This window comes from Streptomyces sp. NPDC051243 (genome assembly GCF_044455405.1).
In the GTDB taxonomy this organism is placed as follows: domain Bacteria; phylum Actinomycetota; class Actinomycetes; order Streptomycetales; family Streptomycetaceae; genus Streptomyces.
Genome location: NZ_JBITES010000018.1, coordinates 16,347 through 37,591 on the forward strand (window position 1 = coordinate 16,347; position 21,245 = coordinate 37,591).

Below are 21,245 nucleotides of genomic sequence, written 5' to 3' on the forward strand. Positions count from 1 at the left end.
TCCGGGCTCAGCTGGTCCAGAAGTCCCACCAGCGGGTCAGGACCAGCATGCCGATGATGCCGATGTGCAGGACGGGCATGACCCAGGTGAACTCGCCGAAGAAGCTCTTGAGCCAGCTCGGCGCGGGCAGGAAGCCGCTGCGGATGTTGAACGACGTCACGTACCAGAACATGATGATCGTCGCGACCCAGGCCAGCGAGCACCACAGGCACAGCGCGTTGATGCGGTACAGCGACTGGTACATCAGCCAGGCGCAGAACACCACACCGAAGAGGGTGCCGGCGTTGAAGGTGAGCCAGTACCAGCGCGGGAAGCGGGCGCGGCCCAGCAGGCTCATGCCGACGCAGATGACGATGCCGTAGGCGACGAGCCCGAGCACCGGGTTGGGGAACCCGAAGACGGCCGCCTGCTTGCTCTCCATGACGCTGCCGCAGGAGACGACGGGGTTCAGGCTGCAGCCCGGCGTGAACGTCTTGCCCTCGACCTTGGCCTCGAGCAGCTTGAACTTGTCGATCGTGATGACCCACGCGGCAAGCAGGCCCGCCGCGCCGGTGATCACCAGCATCAGGGCGAACGCACGGCTGCCGCCCATCGACCGCGGCGCCGCCTCGGCACGCTCCGGCTCGGGCTCGGTGGAGACGTCTTTGACTGTCGTCTTGCTCATCACGCCGATTCCGTCACTTGAGAGTTGACCTTCTCCGGGCACGGCACATTGTGCCGTACACCGCCGCTCGCCCGCCGTTCACGGGACATAAGCAAAGGCGCGCGACGGGGTGAAGGCGTGGGGTTCAGGACAGCGGCGAAACACGAAGGAGGGCGGAAACCATGCGGTCTCCGCCCTCCGGAACAGCGCTACGGAAATCAGCCCAGTCGGGCTTCCAGTTCCGCCACGATCTCGTTGACGCCGACGGCCGTCTGCTCGCCGGACTCCATGTCCTTGAGCTGGACGACGCCTTCGGCGAGGTCGCGTTCGCCGGCCACGATCGTGTACCGGGCGCCGCTGCGGTTGGCGTTCTTCATGGCGCCCTTGAGGCCCTTGCCGCCGTAGGAGAAGTCCGCCGCGATGCCGACTTTGCGCAGCTCGGTGACCTTGGCGAACAGCACCCGGCGGGCCTCCTCGCCGAGCGGCACCGCGAACACGCTGGTGGACGCGGGGAGTTCGAGCTCCACGCCCTCCGCCTCCAGGGCGAGCACCGTGCGGTCGACGCCGAGGGCCCAGCCGACGGACGGCAGCGCGGGGCCGCCGATCATCTCGGACAGGCCGTCGTAGCGGCCGCCGCCGCCCACCGCGGACTGGGAGCCCAGACCGTCGTGGACGAACTCGAAGGTCGTGCGCGTGTAGTAGTCCAGGCCGCGCACCAGCTTCGGGTCGTCCTCGAAGGAGACGCCCGCCGCCGTGATCAGCTCGCGGACCTCCTCGTGGTACGCCTTGCAGGCGTCGCAGAGGTAGTCGCGCAGGAGCGGGGCGCCGGTGAGCTGCTTCTGGACCGACTCGCGCTTGTCGTCCAGGACGCGGAGCGGGTTGATCTCGGCGCGGCGGCGCGTGTCCTCGTCGATGTCCAGGCCGCGCAGGAAGTCCTGCAGCGCCGCTCGGTAGACGGGGCGGCACTCCTTGTCGCCCAGGCTGTTCAGCAGGATCCGGAAGTTGCTGAGGCCGAGCGAGCGGTAGGCCTGGTCGGCCAGGATGATCAGCTCGGCGTCCAGGGCCGGGTCCTCGGCGCCGATGGCCTCGGCGCCGACTTGGGAGAAGTGCCTGTAGCGGCCCTTCTGCGGGCGCTCGTAACGGTAGTAGGAGCCCGAGTACCAGAGCTTCACCGGGAGGTTGCCGGCCTTGTGCAGGTTGGCCTCCAGCGCCGCGCGCAGGACCGAGGCCGTGCCCTCGGGGCGCAGGGCGAGCTTGTCGCCGCCCTTGGTCTCGAAGGCGTACATCTCCTTGGTCACGATGTCGGTGGACTCGCCGACACCACGCGCGAAGAGTTCGACGCTCTCGAAGCCGGGCGTCTCGATGTAGCCGTAGCCGGAGTTGCGCAGGGGGGCCGCGATCGCCTCACGGACCGCCAGGTACTTGGCGGAGTCCGGCGGGATCAGGTCGTACGTGCCCTTGGGGGCCTGAAAGGTGCTCACGGAGGTCTCTCGTCACATTCCTCGTCGGGGAGCCGGCTGAGCTCCCTGGCCGGCGGCCACCTGCCGCAAGTACGGGTTGGTGGCGCGCTCCTGGCCGATGGTCGTCTGGGGGCCGTGGCCCGACAGAACCACGGTCGAGTCGTCGAGCGGCAGGCACACGCGGGCCAGCGAGTCGAGCATCTCGGCCATGTCACCGCCGGGCAGGTCGGTGCGTCCGATGGAGCCGGCGAACAGCAGGTCGCCCGAGAAGAGGATCGGCGGGATGTCCGCCGCCTCGGGCATGCCGAAGGTCACCGACCCCTTGGTATGGCCCGGCGCGTGCGCGACGGTCAGCTCCAGGCCGGCCAGTTCCAGCTTCGCGCCGTCGGTCAGCTCCTTGACGTCGTCCGGCTCCCCGATGGTCAGCTCGCCCATCAGCTGCATGCCGATCGAGCGGCCGAGCGCCTTCTCGGGGTCGCTCATCATGTACCGGTCCTCGGGGTGGATCCAGGCCGGTACGTCGTGCGCCCCGCACACGGGGACGACCGAGGCCACGTGGTCGAGGTGGCCGTGGGTGAGGACGACGGCGACGGGCTTGAGCCGATGCTTCTTCAGCGTTTCCTCGACTCCGGGGGCCGCTTCGTGGCCCGGGTCGATGATCACGCACTCCTCACCGGCGGCGGGGGCGACGAGATAACAGTTCGTCCCCCAGGCCCCGGCGGGGAACCCGGCAATGAGCACGATCGTCCTTCGTTTGTGTCGACACAGGTGGTTTGTCGGCGGGCGCCGCCTGTCGTCAGAGCCTACCGGCGCTGCCGATTCCTCAGCGAACCCATATACGGTACGGGGCACACGCGGGCGATCGGCTCAATGGACGCACGCGTACCGGTCGACACACACGACGCATGAGGAGAGAACCCGGTGGTCAGCCAGGAACAGCGGCGGCGTCAGCTCGCCCGGGAGAAGTTCTTGCGGCAGCAGCAGCGGCGTACGAACGCCCGGCGCAAGGCGCGCATGCGCAACGCGGTGATCGCGTCGGTGCTCGGCGTCACCGTCATCGGCAGCCTCGCGCTGTACACGACCGGGGTCCTGAAGGGCGACGACGACAGCAAGAGCAACGCCAACGCGGAGGTCACGCCGAGCCCGACCAGCGAGGCCCCGGACCCGTGCGAGAAGCCCGCAGCGGGCAAGGTCAAGACGGCGACCTGGAAGAAGGAGCCGGAGCTGACCATCGACAAGTCGGCGAAGTACACGATGAAGCTGGCGACGACGTGCGGTGACATAGACATCGCGCTCAAGGCGTCGGCCGCGCCGCACACGGTGAACTCGTTCGCCTTCCTCGCTGGCAAGGGCTACTTCGACCACACCAAGTGCCACCGGCTCACCGACGCCAACATCTACGTGCTGCAGTGCGGTGACCCACAGGGCACCGGAATGGGCGGCCCTGGGTACACGATCCCCGACGAGAACCTCAAGGACACGAGCCTCAAGGGCGGCATCTACCCGGCGGGCACGGTCGCGATGGCCAACCAGTACAACCCGCAGACGAAGGAGGGTCGCAATACCGGAGGCAGTCAGTTCTTCCTCGTCTACCAGGACAGTCAGCTCCCGGCCGACTACACACCGTTCGGCACTGTGTCCGAGGCCGGGATGAAGGTCCTGAAGAAGATCGCGGACGCCGGAGCCGAGCCCGCCGATCCCACGACGGGGAACACGGCACCCAACGCGACGGTCGTCATCAACAAGGCGACAGTCACCAAATCCTGACCGCCAACTGCGAAATTTCGGTCGCGCGGGATGCGGACAGGCAACCCGCCGGTCGCCTATGTTGGCCGTGACGAAACTGTGGACGATGCCCGGGGGAGCACAAGCCCCTCGCAGGCATCATGTGGAGGAGGCGCTGTGAGCAGCGACCCGTGGGGCCGCGTCGACGAGACGGGGACCGTGTACGTGCGTACGGCCGACGGCGAGCAGGTCGTCGGTTCCTGGCAGGCCGGCTCCCCTGAGGAGGCGTTGGCCTACTTCGAGCGCAAGTACGAGGGCCTGGTCGTCGAAATCGGCCTCCTCGAGAAGCGAGTGAAGACCACCGACCTGTCGGCGAAGGACGCCCAGACAGCGATCGACCACATCCGTGAGCAGGTCGACGCCCACCACGCGGTCGGTGACCTGGACGCCCTGCGGACCCGCCTGGACAAGCTGGTCGAGACCGTCGACAAGCGTCGCGAGGAGCGCAAGCAGCAGCGCGCGAAGCAGTCCGACGAAGCCCGCCACGCCAAGGAGGCGCTGGTCACCGAGGCGGAGGAGCTGGCCCGGTCCGACCAGTGGCGGGCCGCCGGTGAGCGGCTGCGGGCCCTGGTGGACACCTGGAAGGGTCTGCCGCGGCTGGACCGCAAGTCGGACGACGAGCTGTGGCACCGCTTCTCGCACGCCCGGTCGGCGTTCTCCAAGCGCCGCAAGGCGCACTTCGCGCAGCTGGACGCGCAGCGCGAGGAGGCCCGCAAGACCAAGGAGCGGCTGGTCGCCGAGGCCGAGTCGCTGTCCGGGTCGACGGACTGGGGTCCGACGGCGGCCCGCTACCGCGAGCTGATGTCGGAGTGGAAGGCCGCGGGCCGCGCCCAGCGCGAGCACGAGGACGACCTGTGGAACCGCTTCCGCGGCGCCCAGGACATCTTCTTCGCGGCTCGCAGCTCGGTCTTCGCCGAGCGCGACGCCGAGCAGGCCGAGAACCTGAAGCTGAAGGAGGAGCTGGCCGAGGAGGCCGAGAAGCTCCTGCCGATCGGCGACCTGAAGGGCGCGCGTGCCGCCTTCCGCTCGATCAACGAGCGGTGGGAGGCCATCGGTCATGTGCCGCGCGACGCCCGTCCGAAGGTCGAGGGCCGGATGCACGCCGTGGAGCGGGCCATCCAGGAGGCCGAGGAGTCGGAGTGGCGCCGGACCAACCCGGAGGCACGCGCGCGTGCCGAGGGTCTGACCGGTCAGCTGCAGGCCGCCGTGGACAAGCTGAAGGGCCAGATCGAGCAGGCCCGCGCCCAGGGCAACAACGCGAAGGCCGACAAGCTGGAGCGTGAGCTGGAGGGTCGGCAGGCCCTGCTGGACCAGGCGCTGAAGGGTCTGCAGGAGTTCGGCGGCTGACGGTCCGTCCGACAGCCTCGACGACGGCAAGGGCCCCGTACCTCGGGTACGGGGCCCTTCTCGTCGTATGCCTTGTGCGTTCTGCGACTGCCTTGTGGGTCCTACGACCGGCTGCGCGCCGAGGTCACGCGGTACACGTCGTACACGCCCTCGACGCCGCGTACCGCCTTCAGGACGTGCCCGAGGTGCTTCGGGTCGCCCATCTCGAAGGTGAAGCGGGAGGTGGCGACGCGGTCGCGGGAGGTCTGGACGGCCGCGGAGAGGATGTTGACGTGCTGGTCGGACAGGACGCGGGTGACGTCCGACAGCAGCCGGGAGCGGTCGAGGGCCTCGACCTGGATGGCGACCAGGAAGACCGAGGACTGGGTGGGCGCCCACTCGACTTCGAGGATGCGCTCGGGCTCGCGGGACAGTGACTCCACGTTCACGCAGTCACTGCGGTGAACCGATACGCCGCTACCGCGCGTGACGAAGCCGATGATCGGGTCGCCGGGCACCGGAGTACAGCAGCGGGCCAGTTTGACCCAGACGTCCTCGACACCCTTGACGATGACTCCCGGATCGGCGCTGGAGCGGCGCTTGCGGCCGCGGGTGCGGGTCGGCGGGACCGCCTCGTCGATCTCCTCGGTGGCGGCCTCCTCGCCGCCGAGCGCCTGGACGAGCTTCTGTACGACGCTCTGGGCGGAGACATGGCCCTCGCCGATCGCCGCGTACAGCGCGGAGATGTCCGGGTACCGCATCTCGTGCGCGAGCGTGACCAGTGAGTCGCCGGTCAGGATGCGCTGGATCGGCAGGTTCTGCTTGCGCATCGCGCGGACGATCGCGTCCTTGCCCTGCTCGATCGCCTCGTCGCGACGCTCCTTGGAGAACCACGCGCGAATCTTGTTGCGGGCGCGTGGCGACTTCACGAAGCCGAGCCAGTCGCGGGAGGGGCCCGCGCCGGCCGCCTTGGAGGTGAAGACCTCGACCAGGTCGCCGTTGTCCAGGGTGGATTCGAGCGGGACCAGGCGTCCGTTGACCCTCGCGCCTATCGTGCGGTGGCCGACCTCGGTGTGGACGGCGTAGGCGAAGTCGACCGGGGTGGCGCCCGCCGGGAGCGCTATGACGTCGCCCTTCGGGGTGAAGACGAAGACCTCGTTGCGGGAGAGGTCGAAGCGCAGCGACTCCAGGAACTCGCTGGGGTCCTCGGTCTCCTTCTGCCAGTCGAGGAGCTGCCGCAGCCACGCCATGTCGTTGATGGCGTCCTTGTCCTTGCCAGCCTTGGGCACGTCGGTTCGGACCTTGGAGGCGCCGGCGACGGCTTCCTGCTTGTACTTCCAGTGCGCGGCGATGCCGTACTCGGCACGGCGGTGCATGTCGAACGTGCGGATCTGGAGTTCGACCGGCTTGCCGTTGGGGCCGATGACCGTCGTGTGCAGCGACTGGTACATGTTGAACTTGGGCATCGCGATGTAGTCCTTGAACCGGCCGGGGACCGGGTTCCATCGCGCGTGCACGGTGCCGAGGGCGGCGTAGCAGTCGCGGACGGTGTCGACCAGGACGCGGATGCCGACGAGGTCGTAGATCTCAGCGAAGTCACGACCTCGCACGATCATCTTCTGGTAGACGCTGTAGTAGTGCTTCGGCCGGCCGGTGACGGTCGCCTTGATGCGGGCGGCGCGCAGGTCCTGCTGGACCTCGTCGGTCACTATGGCCAGGTACTCGTCACGCTTCGGTGCCCGCTCGGCCACCAGCCGTACGATCTCGTCGTACATCTTGGGGTAGAGGATCGCGAAGGCGAGGTCCTCCAGCTCCCACTTGATGGTGTTCATGCCGAGACGGTGGGCGAGGGGCGCGTAGATCTCGAGGGTCTCGCGCGCCTTCTTCTCCTGCTTCTCGCGCTTGAGGTAGCGCATGGTGCGCATGTTGTGCAGGCGGTCGGCGAGTTTGATGACCAGGACGCGGGGGTCCTTGGCCATGGCGACGACCATCTTGCGCACGGTCTCGGCCTGCGCGGCCTCGCCGAACTTGACCTTGTCCAGCTTGGTGACGCCGTCGACGAGCAGGGCCACGGAGTCGCCGAAGTCGCGGCGGAGCTGGTCGAGGCCGTACTCGGTGTCCTCGACGGTGTCGTGCAGCAGGCCCGCCATCAGCGTGGCCGGATCCATGCCGAGCTCGGCGAGGATCGTGGTGACGGCGAGGGGGTGCGTGATGTACGGGTCGCCGCTCTTGCGCTTCTGGCCGCGGTGCCAGCGCTCGGCGACCTGGTAGGCCTTCTCGATCTGGCGGAGCGTCGACGTCTCGATCTTCGGGTCGTTGCTGCGGACTATGCGCAGCAACGGCTCGAGGACCGGGTTGTACGGGTTGGAGCGCTGGACGCCGAGGCGGGCGAGGCGGGCGCGGACGCGGTTGGAGGAGCCGGTGCGGGCGGGCTGACCTGCGCTCGGACGGGGCGCGGGCGAGTTGACGGGCCGCTCGGGCGGGGCGGGCTTGGGTCGCGTCTGCTCGGCCGGCTTGTCGACGGGCGCGGACTGGGCATGCTCGACCGTCCCGCGCGGGTCGTTCTTCGCGTGCGACGCGTTCGGCGCGGGCTTCGCCGCGGGCGCCGAGGCGGACTCGGGCTTGGCGGCGGTCAGGTGCTGGGCCTCGTCTGGCAAGAGGGCTCCTCGTGCGCGATCCGGGTCCCCCGGTCAGGCTCCGGAGACCCCATGGTAGCGATCCTGCGCCCCAGGATCGCCTTCAGTCCGATGTGAGGGACGTCTACCGGTGGAACACGAGGGGCTGCCGCCGGATTCCGCGGCGTCTTCGGGGCAGTGGCCTGAGGGTGGCGGGAGTGTTTGCTGTGGCTGTCGTGGAGCCTGCTCACGGCCCTGGTTGACGACTGCGTGATGTGCCGGACGTGCGCGGTGCACCGTCTGTTTCGCGCCATCGGGATGCCGTCGGGTCGAGGGCGAGATCGCGATATGGAGAGGTGCCAGGTGGTGGGGGGTGGTGCCGGGGTCGCTGGGGCACTCCGGGGCGCGCAAGGCATGAGTGCTGGTGCGGGGCGCGCCTGGCGCATATGTACCGGGCGGGGCGCCCGCGTGGGCGCGATGGCGGGAGCTGCGGTGGGATGCCCCTGCGCGTGCGGGCGGCCGGGAGAACAGTGCGCGCCCGTCCTCGTGCTGCCCCTGACGCGCCGATGCCGCGCACCTGACGTACAGGCGCGCGGCATCGGGTGCTGCGGGGCAATGCCCTGCGCGGGAATCTGCGACGGGCGCGGAGCGCACCGGCTCAGACGGTGAGCAGCGACTCCAGCGGGGCTCCGTCCAGGGCCGGGGCCAGGCGGGTCCGGCCGCCGAGGAAGCCCAGTTCCATGAGGACGGCCAGGCCGGCCACCTCGGCGCCGGCCCGGCGGATCAGCTGGATCGAGGCCTCCGCGGTGCCGCCCGTCGCCAGGACGTCGTCGATGACCAGGACACGGTCGCCGCCGGTCAGGTCCTCGGCGTGCACCTCGATCTCGGCGGAGCCGTACTCCAGGTCGTACGCCTGGCTGAGCGTCGCCCCGGGGAGCTTGCCCGCCTTGCGTACGGGGATGAAGCCGATACCCGCGCGGACCGCGACCGGCGCGCCGAGGATGAAGCCCCGGGCCTCCAGGCCGACGATCTTCGTGGCGCCGGTGTTCCCGGCGATCTCGGCCAGCGAGTCGGTGAGCGCCGTGAACGCCGCCGGGTCCGCCAGGAGCGGCGTGATGTCCTTGAACATCACGCCCGGCTCCGGGTAGTCCGCGACGTCCCGGATACGGCTGAGCAGGAGTTCCTTGATGTCGGTCATCGGCGCTTCCCGGAGGGTCGGCCGCGACCGCGGCCCCTGGACGCGGGCTGGTTGCGCGGGCCGACGACCGCGGGAGCGGCGTCCTCCGGCTCGTCGGCGAGCGACTCGTCGGTGACCGGGGCGTCCTGGGACTCGCCCTGGGTGGCGGCCTGGGCGCGCTTGGCGAGCACGCGCTTCTTCAGGGCCTTCATCTGCGGCTCGCGCTCCTTGAGGTCGGCGACGAGCGGCGTGGCGATGAAGATCGAGGAGTACGCACCGGCCGCGAGGCCGACGAACAGCGACAGCGAGATGTCGTTGAGCATGCCGGCGCCGAGGAAGCCGCCACCGATGAACAGCAGGCCCGCCACCGGCAGCAGCGCGACCACCGTGGTGTTGATGGAGCGGACCAGGGTGCTGTTGATCGAGCGGTTGGCGATGTCGCTGTAGGTCCAGCGGGTCTGCTTGGTGATGTCCTTCGTCTGCTCCTTGAGGCTGTCGAAGACGACGACCGTGTCGTAGAGCGAGTAACCGAGGATCGTCAGCAGACCGATCACGGTGCCCGGCGTGACCTCGAAGCCGACGAGGGCGTAGATACCGACCGTGATGGTGATGTCGTGGATCAGGGCGACGAACGCGGCGAGCGCCATGCGCCACTCGAACGCGATCGCCAGATAGATCACCACGAGGACCAGGAAGATCCCGAGACCCTGCCAGGCCTTGTTGGCGATCTGCTCACCCCAGCTGGGGCCGACCAGCTCGCCGGTGACGTCCTTCTCCGCGACGCCCAGCTTCTCGGCCAGCTCCGCCGAGACCTTGTCGGCCTGCTTGGTGTCGATGCCCGCGACCTGAATGCGCAGCTTGGCGTCGTCGCCCTTGCCGAGCTGCTGGACGATCGCGTCGTGGCCGGACGCCTCTTCCGCGTACTCCTGCGCCTGGGACACCGAGACGCTGGTCTTCGGGGTGTTGAAGACCGCTCCGCCCTGGAACTCGATGCCCATGTTCAGGCCGCGTACCGCCAGGCCGACGATGGCCGTGATGGTGATCAGGATGGAGAGGCCGTACCAGATCTTGCGGTTGCCGACGAAGTCGTAGCCGACCTCGCCACGGTGCAGTCGGGCGCCGAGGTTGCCGAGCTTCGACATCTCACGCCTCCTTCGTCTCGATGGGGGCGGAGGGACGGCGGGTGCGGCGCAGCGGCGGCCTGGCACCCAGTCGCTTGGGATCGAGGCCGGACCAGGGGTGACCGTTTCCGAAGAACTTCGTGCGGCCCAGGATGGTCAGCAGCGGCTTGGTGAACAGGAACACGACGACCACGTCGAGCAGGGTGGTCAGGCCGAGCGTGAACGCGAAGCCCTGGACCTTGCCGACGGTGACGACGAACAGCACCGCGGCGGCGAGGAACGACACGAAGTCCGAGACGAGGATGGTGCGCCGGGCGCGCGGCCAGGCCCGCTCGATGGCGGGGCGCAGGGAGCGGCCCTCACGGACCTCGTCGCGGACGCGTTCGAAGTACACGATGAACGAGTCCGCGGTGATGCCGATGGCGACGATGGCCCCGCAGACGGCCGGCAGGTTCAGCGCGAAGCCGATGGTCGGGCCGAGCAGCGACATGATCGTGTAGGTCAGGGCCGCGGAGACCAGCAGCGACAGGATCGCGATGATCGACAGACCGCGGTAGTAGACCAGCAGGTAGATCACGACCAGGCCGAGACCGATGGCGCCGGCGATCAGACCGGCCTTGAGCTGCTCCTCGCCGAGTGCGGCGGTCACCGTGTTGACGCTGTCCTCGCTGAAGGACAGCGGCAGGGCGCCGTACGACAGCATGTTGGCGAGGCTCTGGGCCGACTCCTGGGTGAAGTTGCCGGAGATCTCGGCGCTGCCGCCGGTGAGGGCCTCGCGGACGGACGGGTCGGAGACGACGTCGTTGTCCAGGACGATGGCGAACTGGTTCTGCGGCTGGGTGTTCTGGGCCAGCTTGCCGGTGATGGCGCCGAACTTCTTGCTGCCCGCGTCCGTGAACTTCATGGTCACGACCCAGCCGGCGCCGGTCTGCGTCTGGAAGACGGCCTCGGCCTTGTCGACGTCCGTGCCGTCGACCTCGGCGGGGCCGAGGATGTACTTCTGCCACTGGCCCGACGAGTTCTGACCGCACGCGACGGTGGACTCCTCGGCCTTGGCGCCGTCCCCGGCCTTGGCGCGGGCCTCCTTGTTCGTGCAGTCCAGCGCGGCGTACTGCGCTTCGAGCTTGCCGCTGCCCGCGTCACCGGTGGGGCTGCCGCTCGCCGACGGGGAGGCGCTGGAGGAGGCGCTCGTGGACGGCGTGGGGTCCGCCTTCAGGGCGTCGGTGACGGCGCGGCCCTGCGTGGTGGAGGTGGCCGAGGGGCTGGTCGAGCCGGAGGGCGTCGCCTTGTCGGTCGCCTTCTCGGTGGAGTCGCCCGAGGCGCTGCCGGAGGCGCTCGGTGAGGGGGTGGCCGCGGCGGCGCCGGAGACCTCGGTGGCGATGACCGGGCGGAAGTAGAGCTTGGCGGTGGTGCCGACCTGGTCCCGGGCTTCCTTGGAGTTCGTGCCCTTGGGGATGTTGACGATGATGTTGCGATCGCCTTGGGTCTGTACCTCTGCCTCCGAGACGCCCAGACCGTTGACCCGGCGCTCCATGATCTGGACCGCGGTGTTCATGTTGGTCTGGTTGATCGCGGATTCCTGGCCGGGCTCGGCTTCCGCGCGGAGCGTGATGCTCGTGCCGCCGGCCAGGTCGATGCCAAGACGCGGAGTGGTGTGCCCCGAGGCGAACATCCCTCCGGTGAGCGCCGCGATGGCGATCAGGATGAGGGCCAGCGAGCGCCACGGCTTGCTCTGGGCGCTCGCGTTCCGGCCCTTCTTAGGTGCTGCCACCTTCTCGTACTCCCTCTCGGGCCACCTCGCGCCGGATCAGCGGGCGGGCGGCCATGACATGGTGTAGGGATCCCCGTGCGAGATCGGCATGCCCGGGGGCGCGCAGGCGTGGCCCGCGCGCCCCGGCACATGGCTACTTCGACTCGGAGTCGCCGTCGGTCTTCTTCGGCTCGTCGTCCGCCTTCGCCTCGGCGGCCACGGCGTCGGACGGCTCCTCGGCCTCGTCCTTTTCGTCCTTCTTACCGAAGTCGACGGGCTTCTCGTCGGAGGCGGCGGCAGCGGCGGGCTCGTCGTCCTCGGTGAGGGAGGAGGCGTCGTCCGGGACGACGTCGGACTTCAGGTCGTGCTCGATGCCGTGCACGATGCGGTTGTACTCGTCGTCGGAGAGGACGGCACCGATCGCGTTCTTGGCGAAGAGGAGCTCCACGCCCGGGCCGGCGTCAAGAAGGACGGTGTCCTCGCTGACCTCCTTGACGGTGGCGTACATGCCACCGATGGTGCGCACACCGGATCCGGGCTGCATCTGGTTCCGCATGTCGACGGCCTGCTGCTGCTTCTTCTTGGCCGACCGGGTCATCAGGAACATGGCCCCGATGAGCACGATGAACGGGAGGAGGGTCACGAGACTCACGGGTCGGAACTTCCTTCACACGACCGCGATGGTGAGCGGCCTTGATGGTTGGGGGATTGTGTGCCGCCGACAAAGGCGGCATCGGCGGAGTCTAAGCGAGTCTCCGCGCATGGAACAACGCTCAGCATGGCACCGGCGTTCCCCCCGCGGCCACAGAGCTCGCCGTCACGATGCCATCACGCCCCGAACAGGTCCTGTTGTCCGTTTCCCGCAGCTTGCGAGCGGGGCGGCGTGAGGCCGAGATGCGCCCATGCGGCGGGTGTGGCGACCCGGCCCCGTGGGGTGCGGGCGAGCAGGCCCTCCCGTACGAGGAAGGGTTCGGCGACCTCCTCCACGGTCTCGCGCTCCTCCCCCACCGCGACGGCGAGCGTGGACAGACCGACCGGGCCACCGCCGAACAGCTTCAGCAGGGCCTCGAGGACGGCGCGGTCGAGCCGGTCGAGGCCGCGGGCGTCGACCTCGTAGACGGCGAGGGCGGCCCCGGCGATGTCCCTGGTGATGATCCCGTCGGCCTTGACCTGGGCGTAGTCGCGGACGCGGCGCAGCAGGCGGTTGGCGATACGGGGTGTGCCGCGCGAGCGGCCGGCGATCTCGGCGGCGCCGTCGGCCTCGATCTCGACGTCGAGGAGGTTCGCCGAGCGGTGGATGACGCGTTCCAACTCGGCGGGCTCGTAGAACTCCATGTGCGCGGTGAAGCCGAAGCGGTCGCGCAGCGGGGGCGGAAGCAGGCCCGCGCGTGTGGTGGCGCCGACGAGGGTGAACGGGGGCAGTTCGAGCGGGATGGCGGTGGCGCCCGGGCCCTTGCCGACGATCACGTCGACACGGAAGTCCTCCATCGCCATGTACAGCATCTCCTCGGCGGGCCGGGACATGCGGTGGATCTCGTCCAGGAAGAGGACCTCGCCCTCCTGCAGGGAGGAGAGGATCGCGGCGAGATCGCCGGCGTGCTGGATGGCGGGGCCGGACGTGATGCGGATGGGGGCGCCCATTTCGGCCGCGATGATCATCGAGAGGGTGGTCTTGCCGAGGCCGGGGGCGCCGGAGAGCAGCACGTGGTCGGCGGTGGCGCCACGCGCGCGGGCGGCGCGCAGGACGAGGTCCAGCTGTTCGCGGACCTTCTCCTGGCCGATGAACTCGCCCAGGTCCTTCGGGCGCAGCGCGGCCTCGACGGCCTGGTCCTCACGGTCGGCGACAGAGTCCACCAGCCGCTCGGGGGCGGTGCTGTCGGTGGTGTCGTCCCAGTTCATGGAGTGTGCCTCGGGGGTCGCGGTGGGTGGCGTACGGGGGTGGCGTCAGGGGCCGTCGGTTCAGCGGGCTCTGTTGAGGGTCTGCAGGGCCGCCTTCAGCAACTGGCCCACCTGCGGCGTGCCCTCGGTGGCCTCGGCCTGCGGGGTCACGGCGGCGACCGCCTCGTCGGCCTCGCGGGTGGCGTAGCCGAGGCCGATCAGGGCGGCGTGCAGCTGGTCGCGCCAGCCCTGGGTGACCGGGGCGCCGACGGCGGGCGCGCCGATGGGCTCGCCCAGGCGGTCCTTCAGCTCCAGGAGCAGCTTCTGGGCGCCCTTCTTGCCGATGCCGGGGACGGCGGTGAGCGCCTTCTCGTCACCGGTCGCCACGGCTCTGCGCAGGGCGTCGGGCGAGTGCACCGCCAGCATGGCCTGGGCCAGGCGGGGCCCGACCCCGCTCGCGGTCTGCAGCAGCTCGAACGTCTGCCTCTCGTCGTCGTCCGCGAAGCCGTACAGCGTGAGAGAGTCCTCGCGGACCACCAGCGAGGTGTGCAGTTTGGCGGGCTGGCCCAGGCGCAGCGTCGACAGGGTGTTCGGCGTGCACTGGACGGCCATGCCGACCCCGCCCACCTCGACGACCGCGGCGTCCGGGGCGAGTGCGGCCACTGTGCCGCTGACGAAGGCGATCATGCCGTACGGCCTTTCGGTGCTTGGGCTTTGTGCGGTGCTTGGGCGTTGTGCAGGGCGACGGCCTGCTGGAGTCGGTTCTGCGCGGGGGCGCGCCAGATGTGGCAGATGGCGAGCGCTAGGGCGTCGGCGGCGTCGGCCGGTTTCGGCGGGGCGCTGAGCCGCAGCAGGCGGGTGACCATGGCGCCGACCTGGGCTTTGTCGGCGCGGCCGCTGCCGGTGACGGCGGCTTTGACCTCGCTGGGCGTGTGCAGGGCGACGGGGATGCCGCGGCGGGCGGCGCAGAGCATGGCGACGGCGCTGGCCTGGGCGGTGCCCATCACCGTACGGACGTTGTGCTGGCTGAACACCCGCTCCACGGCGACGAATTCGGGCCGGTGCTCGTCCAGCCACTGCTCGATGCCCTGCTCGATCGCGACGAGGCGCTGCCCCAACTCGGCGTCCACGGGCGTACGGACGACGCCGACGCCGAGCATGGTGAGCGGGCGTCCGGCGACGCCTTCGACCACGCCGACACCGCATCGGGTCAGCCCCGGGTCCACCCCCAGTACGCGCACGCGCCCTCCCTTTCGATCTCCCCCAGCTTCGCTGGGCGGTACCCCCAGTTTGTGCAGGCTATCGGGTGTCACCGACAACGCCGGTCACCAACGCCCGGCAAAGCGACGGGCCGACGGGGATGTCCCGTCGGCCCGCTGAGACCGTGAACTCCGCCGCGCCGCGGCAGCGTTACGCGTCGACCTTCTCCATGATCTCGTCGCTGACGTCGAAGTTGGCGAAGACGTTCTGCACGTCGTCGCTGTCCTCGAGCGCGTCGATCAGCTTGAAGATCTTCTTGGCGCCCTCCTCGTCCAGCTCGACCTGGACGGACGGCACGAAGCTGGAGTCGGCGGAGTCGTAGTCGATGCCGGCCTCCTGGAGGGCGGTGCGGACCGCGACCAGGTCGGTGGCCTCGCTGATGACCTCGAAGGACTCGCCGAGGTCGTTGACCTCCTCGGCACCCGCGTCCAGGACGGCGGTGAGGACGTCGTCCTCGGTCAGCTCGCCCTTGGGGACGATGACGACGCCCTTGCGGCTGAACATGTACGACACCGAGCCCGGGTCCGCCATGGAGCCGCCGTTGCGGGTCATGGCGACGCGGACGTCGGAGGCGGCGCGGTTGCGGTTGTCGGTGAGGCACTCGATGAGCACGGCGACGCCGTTCGGGCCGTAGCCCTCGTACATGATCGTCTCGTAGTCGGCGCCACCGGCCTCGAGACCGCCACCGCGCTTGATCGCGGAGTCGATGTTCTTGTTCGGAACCGACTGCTTCTTGGCCTTCTGGACGGCGTCATAGAGCGTCGGGTTGCCGTCGAGGTCGACGCCGCCCATGCGCGCCGCGACCTCGATGTTCTTGATCAGCTTCGCGAAGAGCTTGCCGCGCTTGGCGTCGATCACGGCCTTCTTGTGCTTCGTCGTGGCCCATTTAGAGTGGCCGGACATCTGCCTGTCTCCTTCGCGTAACCCATCTATGAACGAACGCCAGAGATCCTACAAGGACTCCGCTGTCCGGTTGGCGCGCACCATGTCGACGAACAGGCTGTGCACACGGTGGTCGCCGGTCAGTTCCGGATGGAACGACGTGGCCAGCGCGTTGCCCTGGCGGACCGCGACGATGTGGCCGTCGTGCTCGGCGAGGACCTCGGTCTCGGCGCCGACGGACTCGACCCAGGGGGCGCGGATGAAGACGCCCTCCACAGGATCGCCGTCCACGCCCTTGATGTCGACCGCTGCCTCGAAGGACTCGTTCTGCCGTCCGAAGGCGTTGCGGCGCACGATCATGTCGATGCCGCCGATCGTCTCCTGGCCCGAGCGCGGGTCGAGGATCTTGTCGGCGAGCATGATCATGCCGGCGCAGGTGCCGTAGACCGGCATGCCGGCCCGCACGCGCGCGCGGAGCGGCTCCATCACGCCGAAGAGGACGGCCAGCTTGGAGATGGTCGTGGACTCGCCGCCGGGGATGACCAGTCCGTCGACCTCGGCGAGCTCTTCGGGGCGCCGCACCGGCCTGGCCACGGCGTCGGCCGCGGCCAGGGCGATGAGGTGCTCCCGTACGTCGCCCTGGAGGGCCAGGACGCCTATGACAGGAGTGTTCATGGGTGAATTACCTGGGGATACCTGGGGTTACCGGGAATTACCTGAGTGCTCACCAGCCGCGGTTGGCGTAGCGCTCGGCCTCGGGGAGGGTGTCGCAGTTGATGCCGACCATGGCCTCGCCGAGGTTGCGGGACGCGTCCGCGATGATCTTCGGGTCGTCGTAGAAGGTGGTCGCCTTGACGATGGCGGCGGCGCGCTTGGCCGGGTCGCCCGACTTGAAGATGCCGGAGCCGACGAAGACGCCCTCGGCGCCGAGCTGGCGCATCAGCGCGGCGTCGGCCGGGGTGGCGACACCACCGGCGGAGAACAGCACCACCGGGAGCTTGCCCAGCTCGGAGACTTCCTTGACCAGCTCGTACGGGGCGCGCAGCTCCTTGGCGGCGGCGTACAGCTCGTTGTTGTCGAAGCCGCGCAGCTTGGCGATCTCGTTCTTGATCTGGCGCAGGTGGCGCACCGCCTCGACGACGTTGCCGGTGCCGGCCTCGCCCTTGGAGCGGATCATGGCCGCGCCCTCGGCGATACGGCGCAGGGCCTCGCCCAGGTTGGTGGCGCCACACACGAAGGGGGTCGTGAAGGCCCACTTGTCCGAGTGGTTGACCTCGTCGGCCGGGGTGAGGACCTCGGACTCGTCGATGTAGTCGACACCGAGGGACTGCAGGACCTGGGCCTCGACGAAGTGGCCGATACGGGACTTCGCCATGACCGGGATGGAGACGGCGTCGATGATGCCCTCGATCATGTCCGGGTCGGACATACGGGCCACGCCGCCGTCCTTGCGGATGTCGGCGGGGACCCGCTCCAGGGCCATGACGGCGACGGCGCCCGCGTCCTCGGCGATCTTCGCCTGCTCCGGCGTGACGACGTCCATGATCACGCCGCCCTTGAGCTGCTCGGCCATGCCGCGCTTCACGCGGGCGGTGCCGGTCTCGGGGGCCTGGTTTTCGGAGATGGACACGGGTGACCTCACACGGTGAAGAAGGGTTACTGCAAGCACCGAGGAAACGGGAGTGGACCAGTCCACAGCAAGGGCCAATAGGAAGCCGGTGGATCCTTTTCCGGGCTGCGGGCCCTGACCCGCTGGTCAGGCGGCTCTGTCGGCCAGTGCCGCGGGCGGCTCGTCGTCCATCTCGAACGCCATCGGGAACGGCGCGTGCCCGGCCAGCCGGAACAGGCGGACCTTGCGGTGCCGGCGCAGGGCGCGGGCCGCGCGTACGGCGTCGTTGTGGAAGCGGCGGGCCATCGGCACCCGGCGGACGGCCTCGGTCAGTTCACGGGCCGCCGCCTCTCCCCCGGGTGCCTCCCGTACCGCCTCCACCTGCTGGGCCTCGGCGAACACGGCCCGCAGCGCCTGGCTCAGCTCGCTCTCGGCGACCTCCCGCTGCTCCTCCTCGGCCTGCCGGGCGGCGTGGGCGGCCTCGTACAGGACGATCGACGCGGCCGGATCCAGTACGCCTGAGGTGGCCAGTTCCTGGGCCACGGAGGCGCGGCGCAGCAGTTGCGCGTCGAGCGCTGCGCGCGCCGCGTCGATCCTGGCGTGCAGCCGGTCGAGACGGCCGGCGGTCCAGCTCAGGTAGAGACCGATGGCGACGAGGGCTACGAGGATCCAGATCAGGGTTGCGGTCACGGGCGGAAAGCCTACGGGGGCGCCCGGTGAGGCGGACCACTTGCCCTGCCGGTGCCACGGTCCACCGGGTCAGCGGGGCCCGGGGCCTCCGTGTCACCGATGCCTCCGTGTCACCGATGCAGCCGTGTCACCGGTGCTGCCGTGTCACCGACGCTCCGGTGTCACCAACGCCGCGGTGGCCGTCAGTCCCGCGCCAACCCCAGCCGCGCCCGCAGCCCGCCGGCCCCGCCATCACCGGCCGCCCGCTCGTCCGCCGCCACCGCGGCCGCCCCCGCCGTCACCGTCTCGTACACCGACAGGATGTCCGCGCCGACCGTCGACCAGTCGAAGCGCCGTACATGCGTGCTGCCGCGCTCCCGCAGCTCCGCCCTCCGCGCCGGGTCCTCCAGGAGGCGCACCGCGGTCTCGGCCAGGGCGTCGGCGTCCTCGTTGGTGAAGAGTTCACCGGCCGCCCCCTGGTCGAGGACCTGGGCGAAGGCGTCGAGGTCCGAGGCGAGGACGGGGGCGCCGGCCGACATCGCCTCGACCAGGATGATGCCGAAGCTCTCGCCGCCGGTGTTGGGAGCGACGTACAGGTCGATGCTGCGCAGGAGGCGCGCCTTGTCCTCGTCACTGATCATGCCGAGGAACTCCACGCGGGAGCGCAGCTCGGCGGGCAGGGTCTCGACCGCCTCCTCCTCGTCGCCCCGCCCCGCCACCAGGAGCCGCGTCTGGGGGCGGGCGGCGAGGATCTTCGGCAGAGCCTTCATCAGCACCGGAAGGCCCTTGCGGGGCTCGTCGATGCGGCCGATGAAGCCGATGGTGTCGCCCTGCCACTCGGGGTTGGGCTCGGCCTTGGCGAAGAAGTCGACGTCGACGCCGTTGGGGATGACCACCGCGTCGCCGCCGAGGTGCTCGACCAGCGTGCGGCGGGCGTACTCGCTCACCGCGATCCGCGCGCTGATCTTCTCCAGGGCGGCCTGGAGGATCGAGTACGCGGCGATCATCGCCTTGGACCGGGGGTTGGAGGTGTGGAACGTGGCGACCATCGGGCCCTGCGCCGCCCAGCAGGTCAGCAGGCCGAGCGACGGCGAGGCCGGCTCGTGGATGTGCACCACGTCGAACCGGCCGTCGTGCAGCCAGCGGCGTACCCGGGCCGCCGACAGGAAGCCGAAGTTCAGCCGGGCGACCGAGCCGTTGTACGGGACGGGGACGGCGCGGCCCGCCGAGACCACGTACGGCGGCAGCGGGGTGTCGTCGTCGGCGGGGGCTAGGACGGACACCTCGTGGCCGAGCCGGATGAAGTACTCGGCGAGGTCGCGGATGTGGAACTGGACGCCTCCTGGGACGTCCCAGGAGTAGGGGCAGACGATGCCGATCCTCACGAGGGTCCCTTCGTGGGGTCCAGATCAGCGAGCCACAGGCGCTGAAGCATGTGCCAGTCCTCCGGATGTTCGGCGATTCCCGAGGCGAAGGCATCGGCCAGCGCCTGTGTCATGACAGACGTCTTCTCGGCCCGGGTACCTGTCTCCGGTACCTCGATCGGGGGATGAACTCGGCCTTGCATCACCGGGGAGTCGTCGTACCAGAGCGTGACGGGCAGCAGCAGCGCCCCGGTCTGCTGGGCCAGCAGCGCCGGGCCGGCGGGCATGCGGGCCGTATCACCGAAGAAGTCCACCTCGACGCCGGAGGCGGACAGGTCGCGGTCGGCGACCAGGCAGACCAGGCCGCCGTCGCGCAGCCTGCGGGCCAGCGTGCCGAAGGCGGTGCCGCCGCTGTGCGGCAGGACCTCCATGCCGAGGCCCTCACGGTAGGCGACGAAACGGTCGTACAGCGTCTCGGGCTTGAGGCGCTCGGCGACCGTCGTGAACGGCGTTTCGAGCTTGGTGGTGACCCAGGCGCCCGCGAGGTCCCAGTTGGCCAGGTGCGGCAGGGCGAGTATGACGCCGTTGCCCGCGGCCAGGCCGTCGGTCAGGTAGTGGACGTCCTTCGGGTCGAAGCCGCCCTTGACGCGCTCGGCGCTCCAGGCGGGGAGCCGGAAGGACTCCATCCAGTAGCGCAGGTACGAGCGCATGCCCGCGCGCGAGAGCTCGGCGAGACGCTCCGGGCTCGCGTCGGGCACCACGCGCGCGTAGTTGCTCTCCAGCCGCTGGACGCCCTTGCCGCGCTGCTTCCAGGCGAGGTCGGCGATGGTACGGCCGAGCCGTACGGCGACCGGTTCGGGAAGCTTCTTGACGGTGCCCCAGCCGAGGCCGTACAGCGCGTCCGTGAGGCGCTCCTGGGCACTCACTTCGCTGCCTCGCTCCCATGAGAGGCGTTCTGCTGAGAGGCGTTCTGCGGCTTCTCCTGGGCGGCCGCTGCCTCCGCCTCCGCCGACTCGCGGCGGACCGTGACGACGCGCTGGATCAGCGTCACCAGGCTACCGACCGCGACGATCCACAGGGCGACGGGCAGCAGGTACTGGATACCGGGTACCCCGAACTTGTGCAGGCCCGACAAACCGGCCGCGACCAACGAGATCACCAGGCGCTCTGCGCGCTCGACGAGGCCGTTGACCGCGACCGGCAGGCCGATCGATTCGCCACGGGCCTTGGTGTACGACACCACCTGGCCGCTGGCGAGGCAGAAGATCGAGACGGCGCACAGGACGAGGTCGTCGCCCCCACCGGCGTACCAGAGGATGAACCCGCCGAAGATCGCGCCGTCGGCGACCCGGTCGAGCGTGGAGTCCAGGAAGGCGCCCCAGCGGCTGGAGCGGCCGAGCTGGCGGGCCATGTTGCCGTCGACGAGGTCGGAGAACACGAAGAGCGTGATCACGACCGTGCCCCAGAAGAACTCGCCCATGGGGTAGAAGACCAGCGCGCCCGCGACCACACCGGCAGTGCCGATGAGCGTGACCGTGTCGGGGCTGACCCCCCGCCGGATCAGAAACGCGGCGAACGGCGTGAGAACACGCGTGAAGAAAGCACGCGCGTACTTGTTCAGCATGGCCTTCCCGAGGGTCGGTGTGGCGCCGTGCGGCCCCTGCTGGCCACCGGCTGGCCCATCGTAGCCACGCGCGCGTGAGCGC

The 21,245-nt window shown here is 69.8% G+C and carries 19 protein-coding genes and 1 pseudogene; 2 read left to right on the plus strand and 18 right to left on the minus strand.

From position 1 onward, the window contains the following. Positions 1-7: 7 nt before the first annotated feature. The 3 genes from ACIBAG_RS36620 to ACIBAG_RS36630 form a co-directional block, all read right to left on the minus strand. The gene (locus ACIBAG_RS36620; RefSeq protein ID WP_399111294.1) at positions 8-664 is read right to left on the minus strand and encodes a vitamin K epoxide reductase family protein; all 657 of its coding nucleotides are present in this window, start codon (positions 662-664) and stop codon (positions 8-10) included. 197 nt (positions 665-861) lie between these two features. Continuing rightward, complete coding sequence (gene hisS, locus ACIBAG_RS36625; RefSeq protein ID WP_399111296.1) at positions 862-2,124, minus strand: histidine--tRNA ligase; 1,263 nt, start codon at positions 2,122-2,124, stop codon at positions 862-864. 12 nt (positions 2,125-2,136) lie between these two features. Further along, positions 2,137-2,844, minus strand: a complete 708-nt coding sequence (locus ACIBAG_RS36630) for an MBL fold metallo-hydrolase (protein WP_399111298.1) — start codon at positions 2,842-2,844, stop codon at positions 2,137-2,139. 180 nt (positions 2,845-3,024) lie between these two features. Between ACIBAG_RS36630 and ACIBAG_RS36635 the strand changes: the two genes are divergently transcribed. Both ACIBAG_RS36635 and ACIBAG_RS36640 read left to right on the plus strand, forming a co-directional pair. Next, positions 3,025-3,870, plus strand: a complete 846-nt coding sequence (locus ACIBAG_RS36635; RefSeq protein ID WP_399111300.1) for a peptidylprolyl isomerase — start codon at positions 3,025-3,027, stop codon at positions 3,868-3,870. A 135-nt stretch (positions 3,871-4,005) separates the two neighbouring features. After that, the gene (locus ACIBAG_RS36640) at positions 4,006-5,235 is read left to right on the plus strand and encodes a DUF349 domain-containing protein (protein ID WP_399111302.1); all 1,230 of its coding nucleotides are present in this window, start codon (positions 4,006-4,008) and stop codon (positions 5,233-5,235) included. 101 nt (positions 5,236-5,336) lie between these two features. Here the strand turns inward: ACIBAG_RS36640 and ACIBAG_RS36645 are convergent, their stop codons facing one another. The 15 genes and pseudogenes from ACIBAG_RS36645 to pgsA all read right to left on the minus strand — a co-directional run bounded on the left by ACIBAG_RS36645 (position 5,337) and on the right by pgsA (position 21,222). Beyond that, a complete protein-coding gene (locus tag ACIBAG_RS36645) occupies positions 5,337-7,871 on the minus strand; it encodes a RelA/SpoT family protein (protein ID WP_399111304.1) in 2,535 nt (844 codons plus the stop codon). A gap of 616 nt (positions 7,872-8,487) precedes the next feature. Continuing rightward, the gene (locus ACIBAG_RS36650) at positions 8,488-9,027 is read right to left on the minus strand and encodes an adenine phosphoribosyltransferase (RefSeq protein ID WP_399111306.1); all 540 of its coding nucleotides are present in this window, start codon (positions 9,025-9,027) and stop codon (positions 8,488-8,490) included. Then, positions 9,024-10,148 (minus strand): protein translocase subunit SecF, encoded by a 1,125-nt coding sequence (gene secF / locus ACIBAG_RS36655; protein ID WP_399111308.1) that lies wholly within the window; start codon positions 10,146-10,148, stop codon positions 9,024-9,026. The genes ACIBAG_RS36650 and secF overlap by 4 nt, the downstream gene beginning before the upstream one ends. Before the next feature lies 1 nt (position 10,149). Beyond that, a complete protein-coding gene (gene secD / locus ACIBAG_RS36660) occupies positions 10,150-11,898 on the minus strand; it encodes a protein translocase subunit SecD (RefSeq protein WP_399111310.1) in 1,749 nt (582 codons plus the stop codon). A 133-nt stretch (positions 11,899-12,031) separates the two neighbouring features. Then, positions 12,032-12,529: a preprotein translocase subunit YajC gene (yajC, locus tag ACIBAG_RS36665; protein WP_399111312.1), complete on the minus strand. Its 498-nt coding sequence runs from the start codon at positions 12,527-12,529 to the stop codon at positions 12,032-12,034. A 176-nt stretch (positions 12,530-12,705) separates the two neighbouring features. Beyond that, positions 12,706-13,776 (minus strand): Holliday junction branch migration DNA helicase RuvB, encoded by a 1,071-nt coding sequence (gene ruvB, locus ACIBAG_RS36670; RefSeq protein WP_399111314.1) that lies wholly within the window; start codon positions 13,774-13,776, stop codon positions 12,706-12,708. A 60-nt stretch (positions 13,777-13,836) separates the two neighbouring features. After that, a complete protein-coding gene (ruvA, locus tag ACIBAG_RS36675; protein ID WP_399111316.1) occupies positions 13,837-14,442 on the minus strand; it encodes a Holliday junction branch migration protein RuvA in 606 nt (201 codons plus the stop codon). Further along, entirely contained in the window at positions 14,439-14,996 is a 558-nt protein-coding gene (ruvC, locus tag ACIBAG_RS36680; protein WP_399111318.1) for a crossover junction endodeoxyribonuclease RuvC, read from the minus strand. Before ruvC ends, ruvA begins: the two co-directional genes overlap by 4 nt. 169 nt (positions 14,997-15,165) lie before the next feature. Beyond that, the gene (locus tag ACIBAG_RS36685; RefSeq protein ID WP_188286953.1) at positions 15,166-15,918 is read right to left on the minus strand and encodes a YebC/PmpR family DNA-binding transcriptional regulator; all 753 of its coding nucleotides are present in this window, start codon (positions 15,916-15,918) and stop codon (positions 15,166-15,168) included. Positions 15,919-15,966: 48 nt separating this feature from the next. After that, positions 15,967-16,572: a pyridoxal 5'-phosphate synthase glutaminase subunit PdxT gene (gene pdxT, locus ACIBAG_RS36690; protein WP_399111321.1), complete on the minus strand. Its 606-nt coding sequence runs from the start codon at positions 16,570-16,572 to the stop codon at positions 15,967-15,969. Between the two features lie 49 nt (positions 16,573-16,621). Beyond that, entirely contained in the window at positions 16,622-17,527 is a 906-nt protein-coding gene (pdxS, locus tag ACIBAG_RS36695; RefSeq protein ID WP_062154397.1) for a pyridoxal 5'-phosphate synthase lyase subunit PdxS, read from the minus strand. A gap of 126 nt (positions 17,528-17,653) precedes the next feature. Further along, a complete protein-coding gene (locus tag ACIBAG_RS36700) occupies positions 17,654-18,196 on the minus strand; it encodes a hypothetical protein (protein ID WP_399111323.1) in 543 nt (180 codons plus the stop codon). Positions 18,197-18,378: 182 nt separating this feature from the next. Then, positions 18,379-19,560: a glycosyltransferase family 4 protein gene (locus tag ACIBAG_RS36705; RefSeq protein WP_399111325.1), complete on the minus strand. Its 1,182-nt coding sequence runs from the start codon at positions 19,558-19,560 to the stop codon at positions 18,379-18,381. Further along, positions 19,557-20,465 carry a phosphatidylinositol mannoside acyltransferase gene (locus tag ACIBAG_RS36710; RefSeq protein ID WP_399111327.1) on the minus strand — a complete coding sequence of 303 codons (909 nt, stop codon included), beginning with the start codon at positions 20,463-20,465 and terminating at the stop codon, positions 19,557-19,559. Before ACIBAG_RS36710 ends, ACIBAG_RS36705 begins: the two co-directional genes overlap by 4 nt. After that, positions 20,462-21,222, minus strand: a pseudogene (gene pgsA, locus ACIBAG_RS36715) (phosphatidylinositol phosphate synthase). Before pgsA ends, ACIBAG_RS36710 begins: the two are co-directional and overlap by 4 nt. Positions 21,223-21,245 lie beyond the last annotated feature (23 nt).

What these genes read in the sequence shown, in the direction of transcription:
- ACIBAG_RS36620 (WP_399111294.1), bottom strand. Translation starts at nt 664, where the DNA reads ATGAGCAAGACGACAGTCAAAGACGTCTCCACCGAGCCCGAGCCGGAG.
- ACIBAG_RS36650 (WP_399111306.1), bottom strand. Translation starts at nt 9,027, where the DNA reads ATGACCGACATCAAGGAACTCCTGCTCAGCCGTATCCGGGACGTCGCG.
- secF (WP_399111308.1), bottom strand. Translation starts at nt 10,148, where the DNA reads ATGTCGAAGCTCGGCAACCTCGGCGCCCGACTGCACCGTGGCGAGGTC.
- ruvB (WP_399111314.1), bottom strand. Translation starts at nt 13,776, where the DNA reads ATGAACTGGGACGACACCACCGACAGCACCGCCCCCGAGCGGCTGGTG.
- ruvA (WP_399111316.1), bottom strand. Translation starts at nt 14,442, where the DNA reads ATGATCGCCTTCGTCAGCGGCACAGTGGCCGCACTCGCCCCGGACGCC.
- ACIBAG_RS36685 (WP_188286953.1), bottom strand. Translation starts at nt 15,918, where the DNA reads ATGTCCGGCCACTCTAAATGGGCCACGACGAAGCACAAGAAGGCCGTG.
- pdxT (WP_399111321.1), bottom strand. Translation starts at nt 16,572, where the DNA reads ATGAACACTCCTGTCATAGGCGTCCTGGCCCTCCAGGGCGACGTACGG.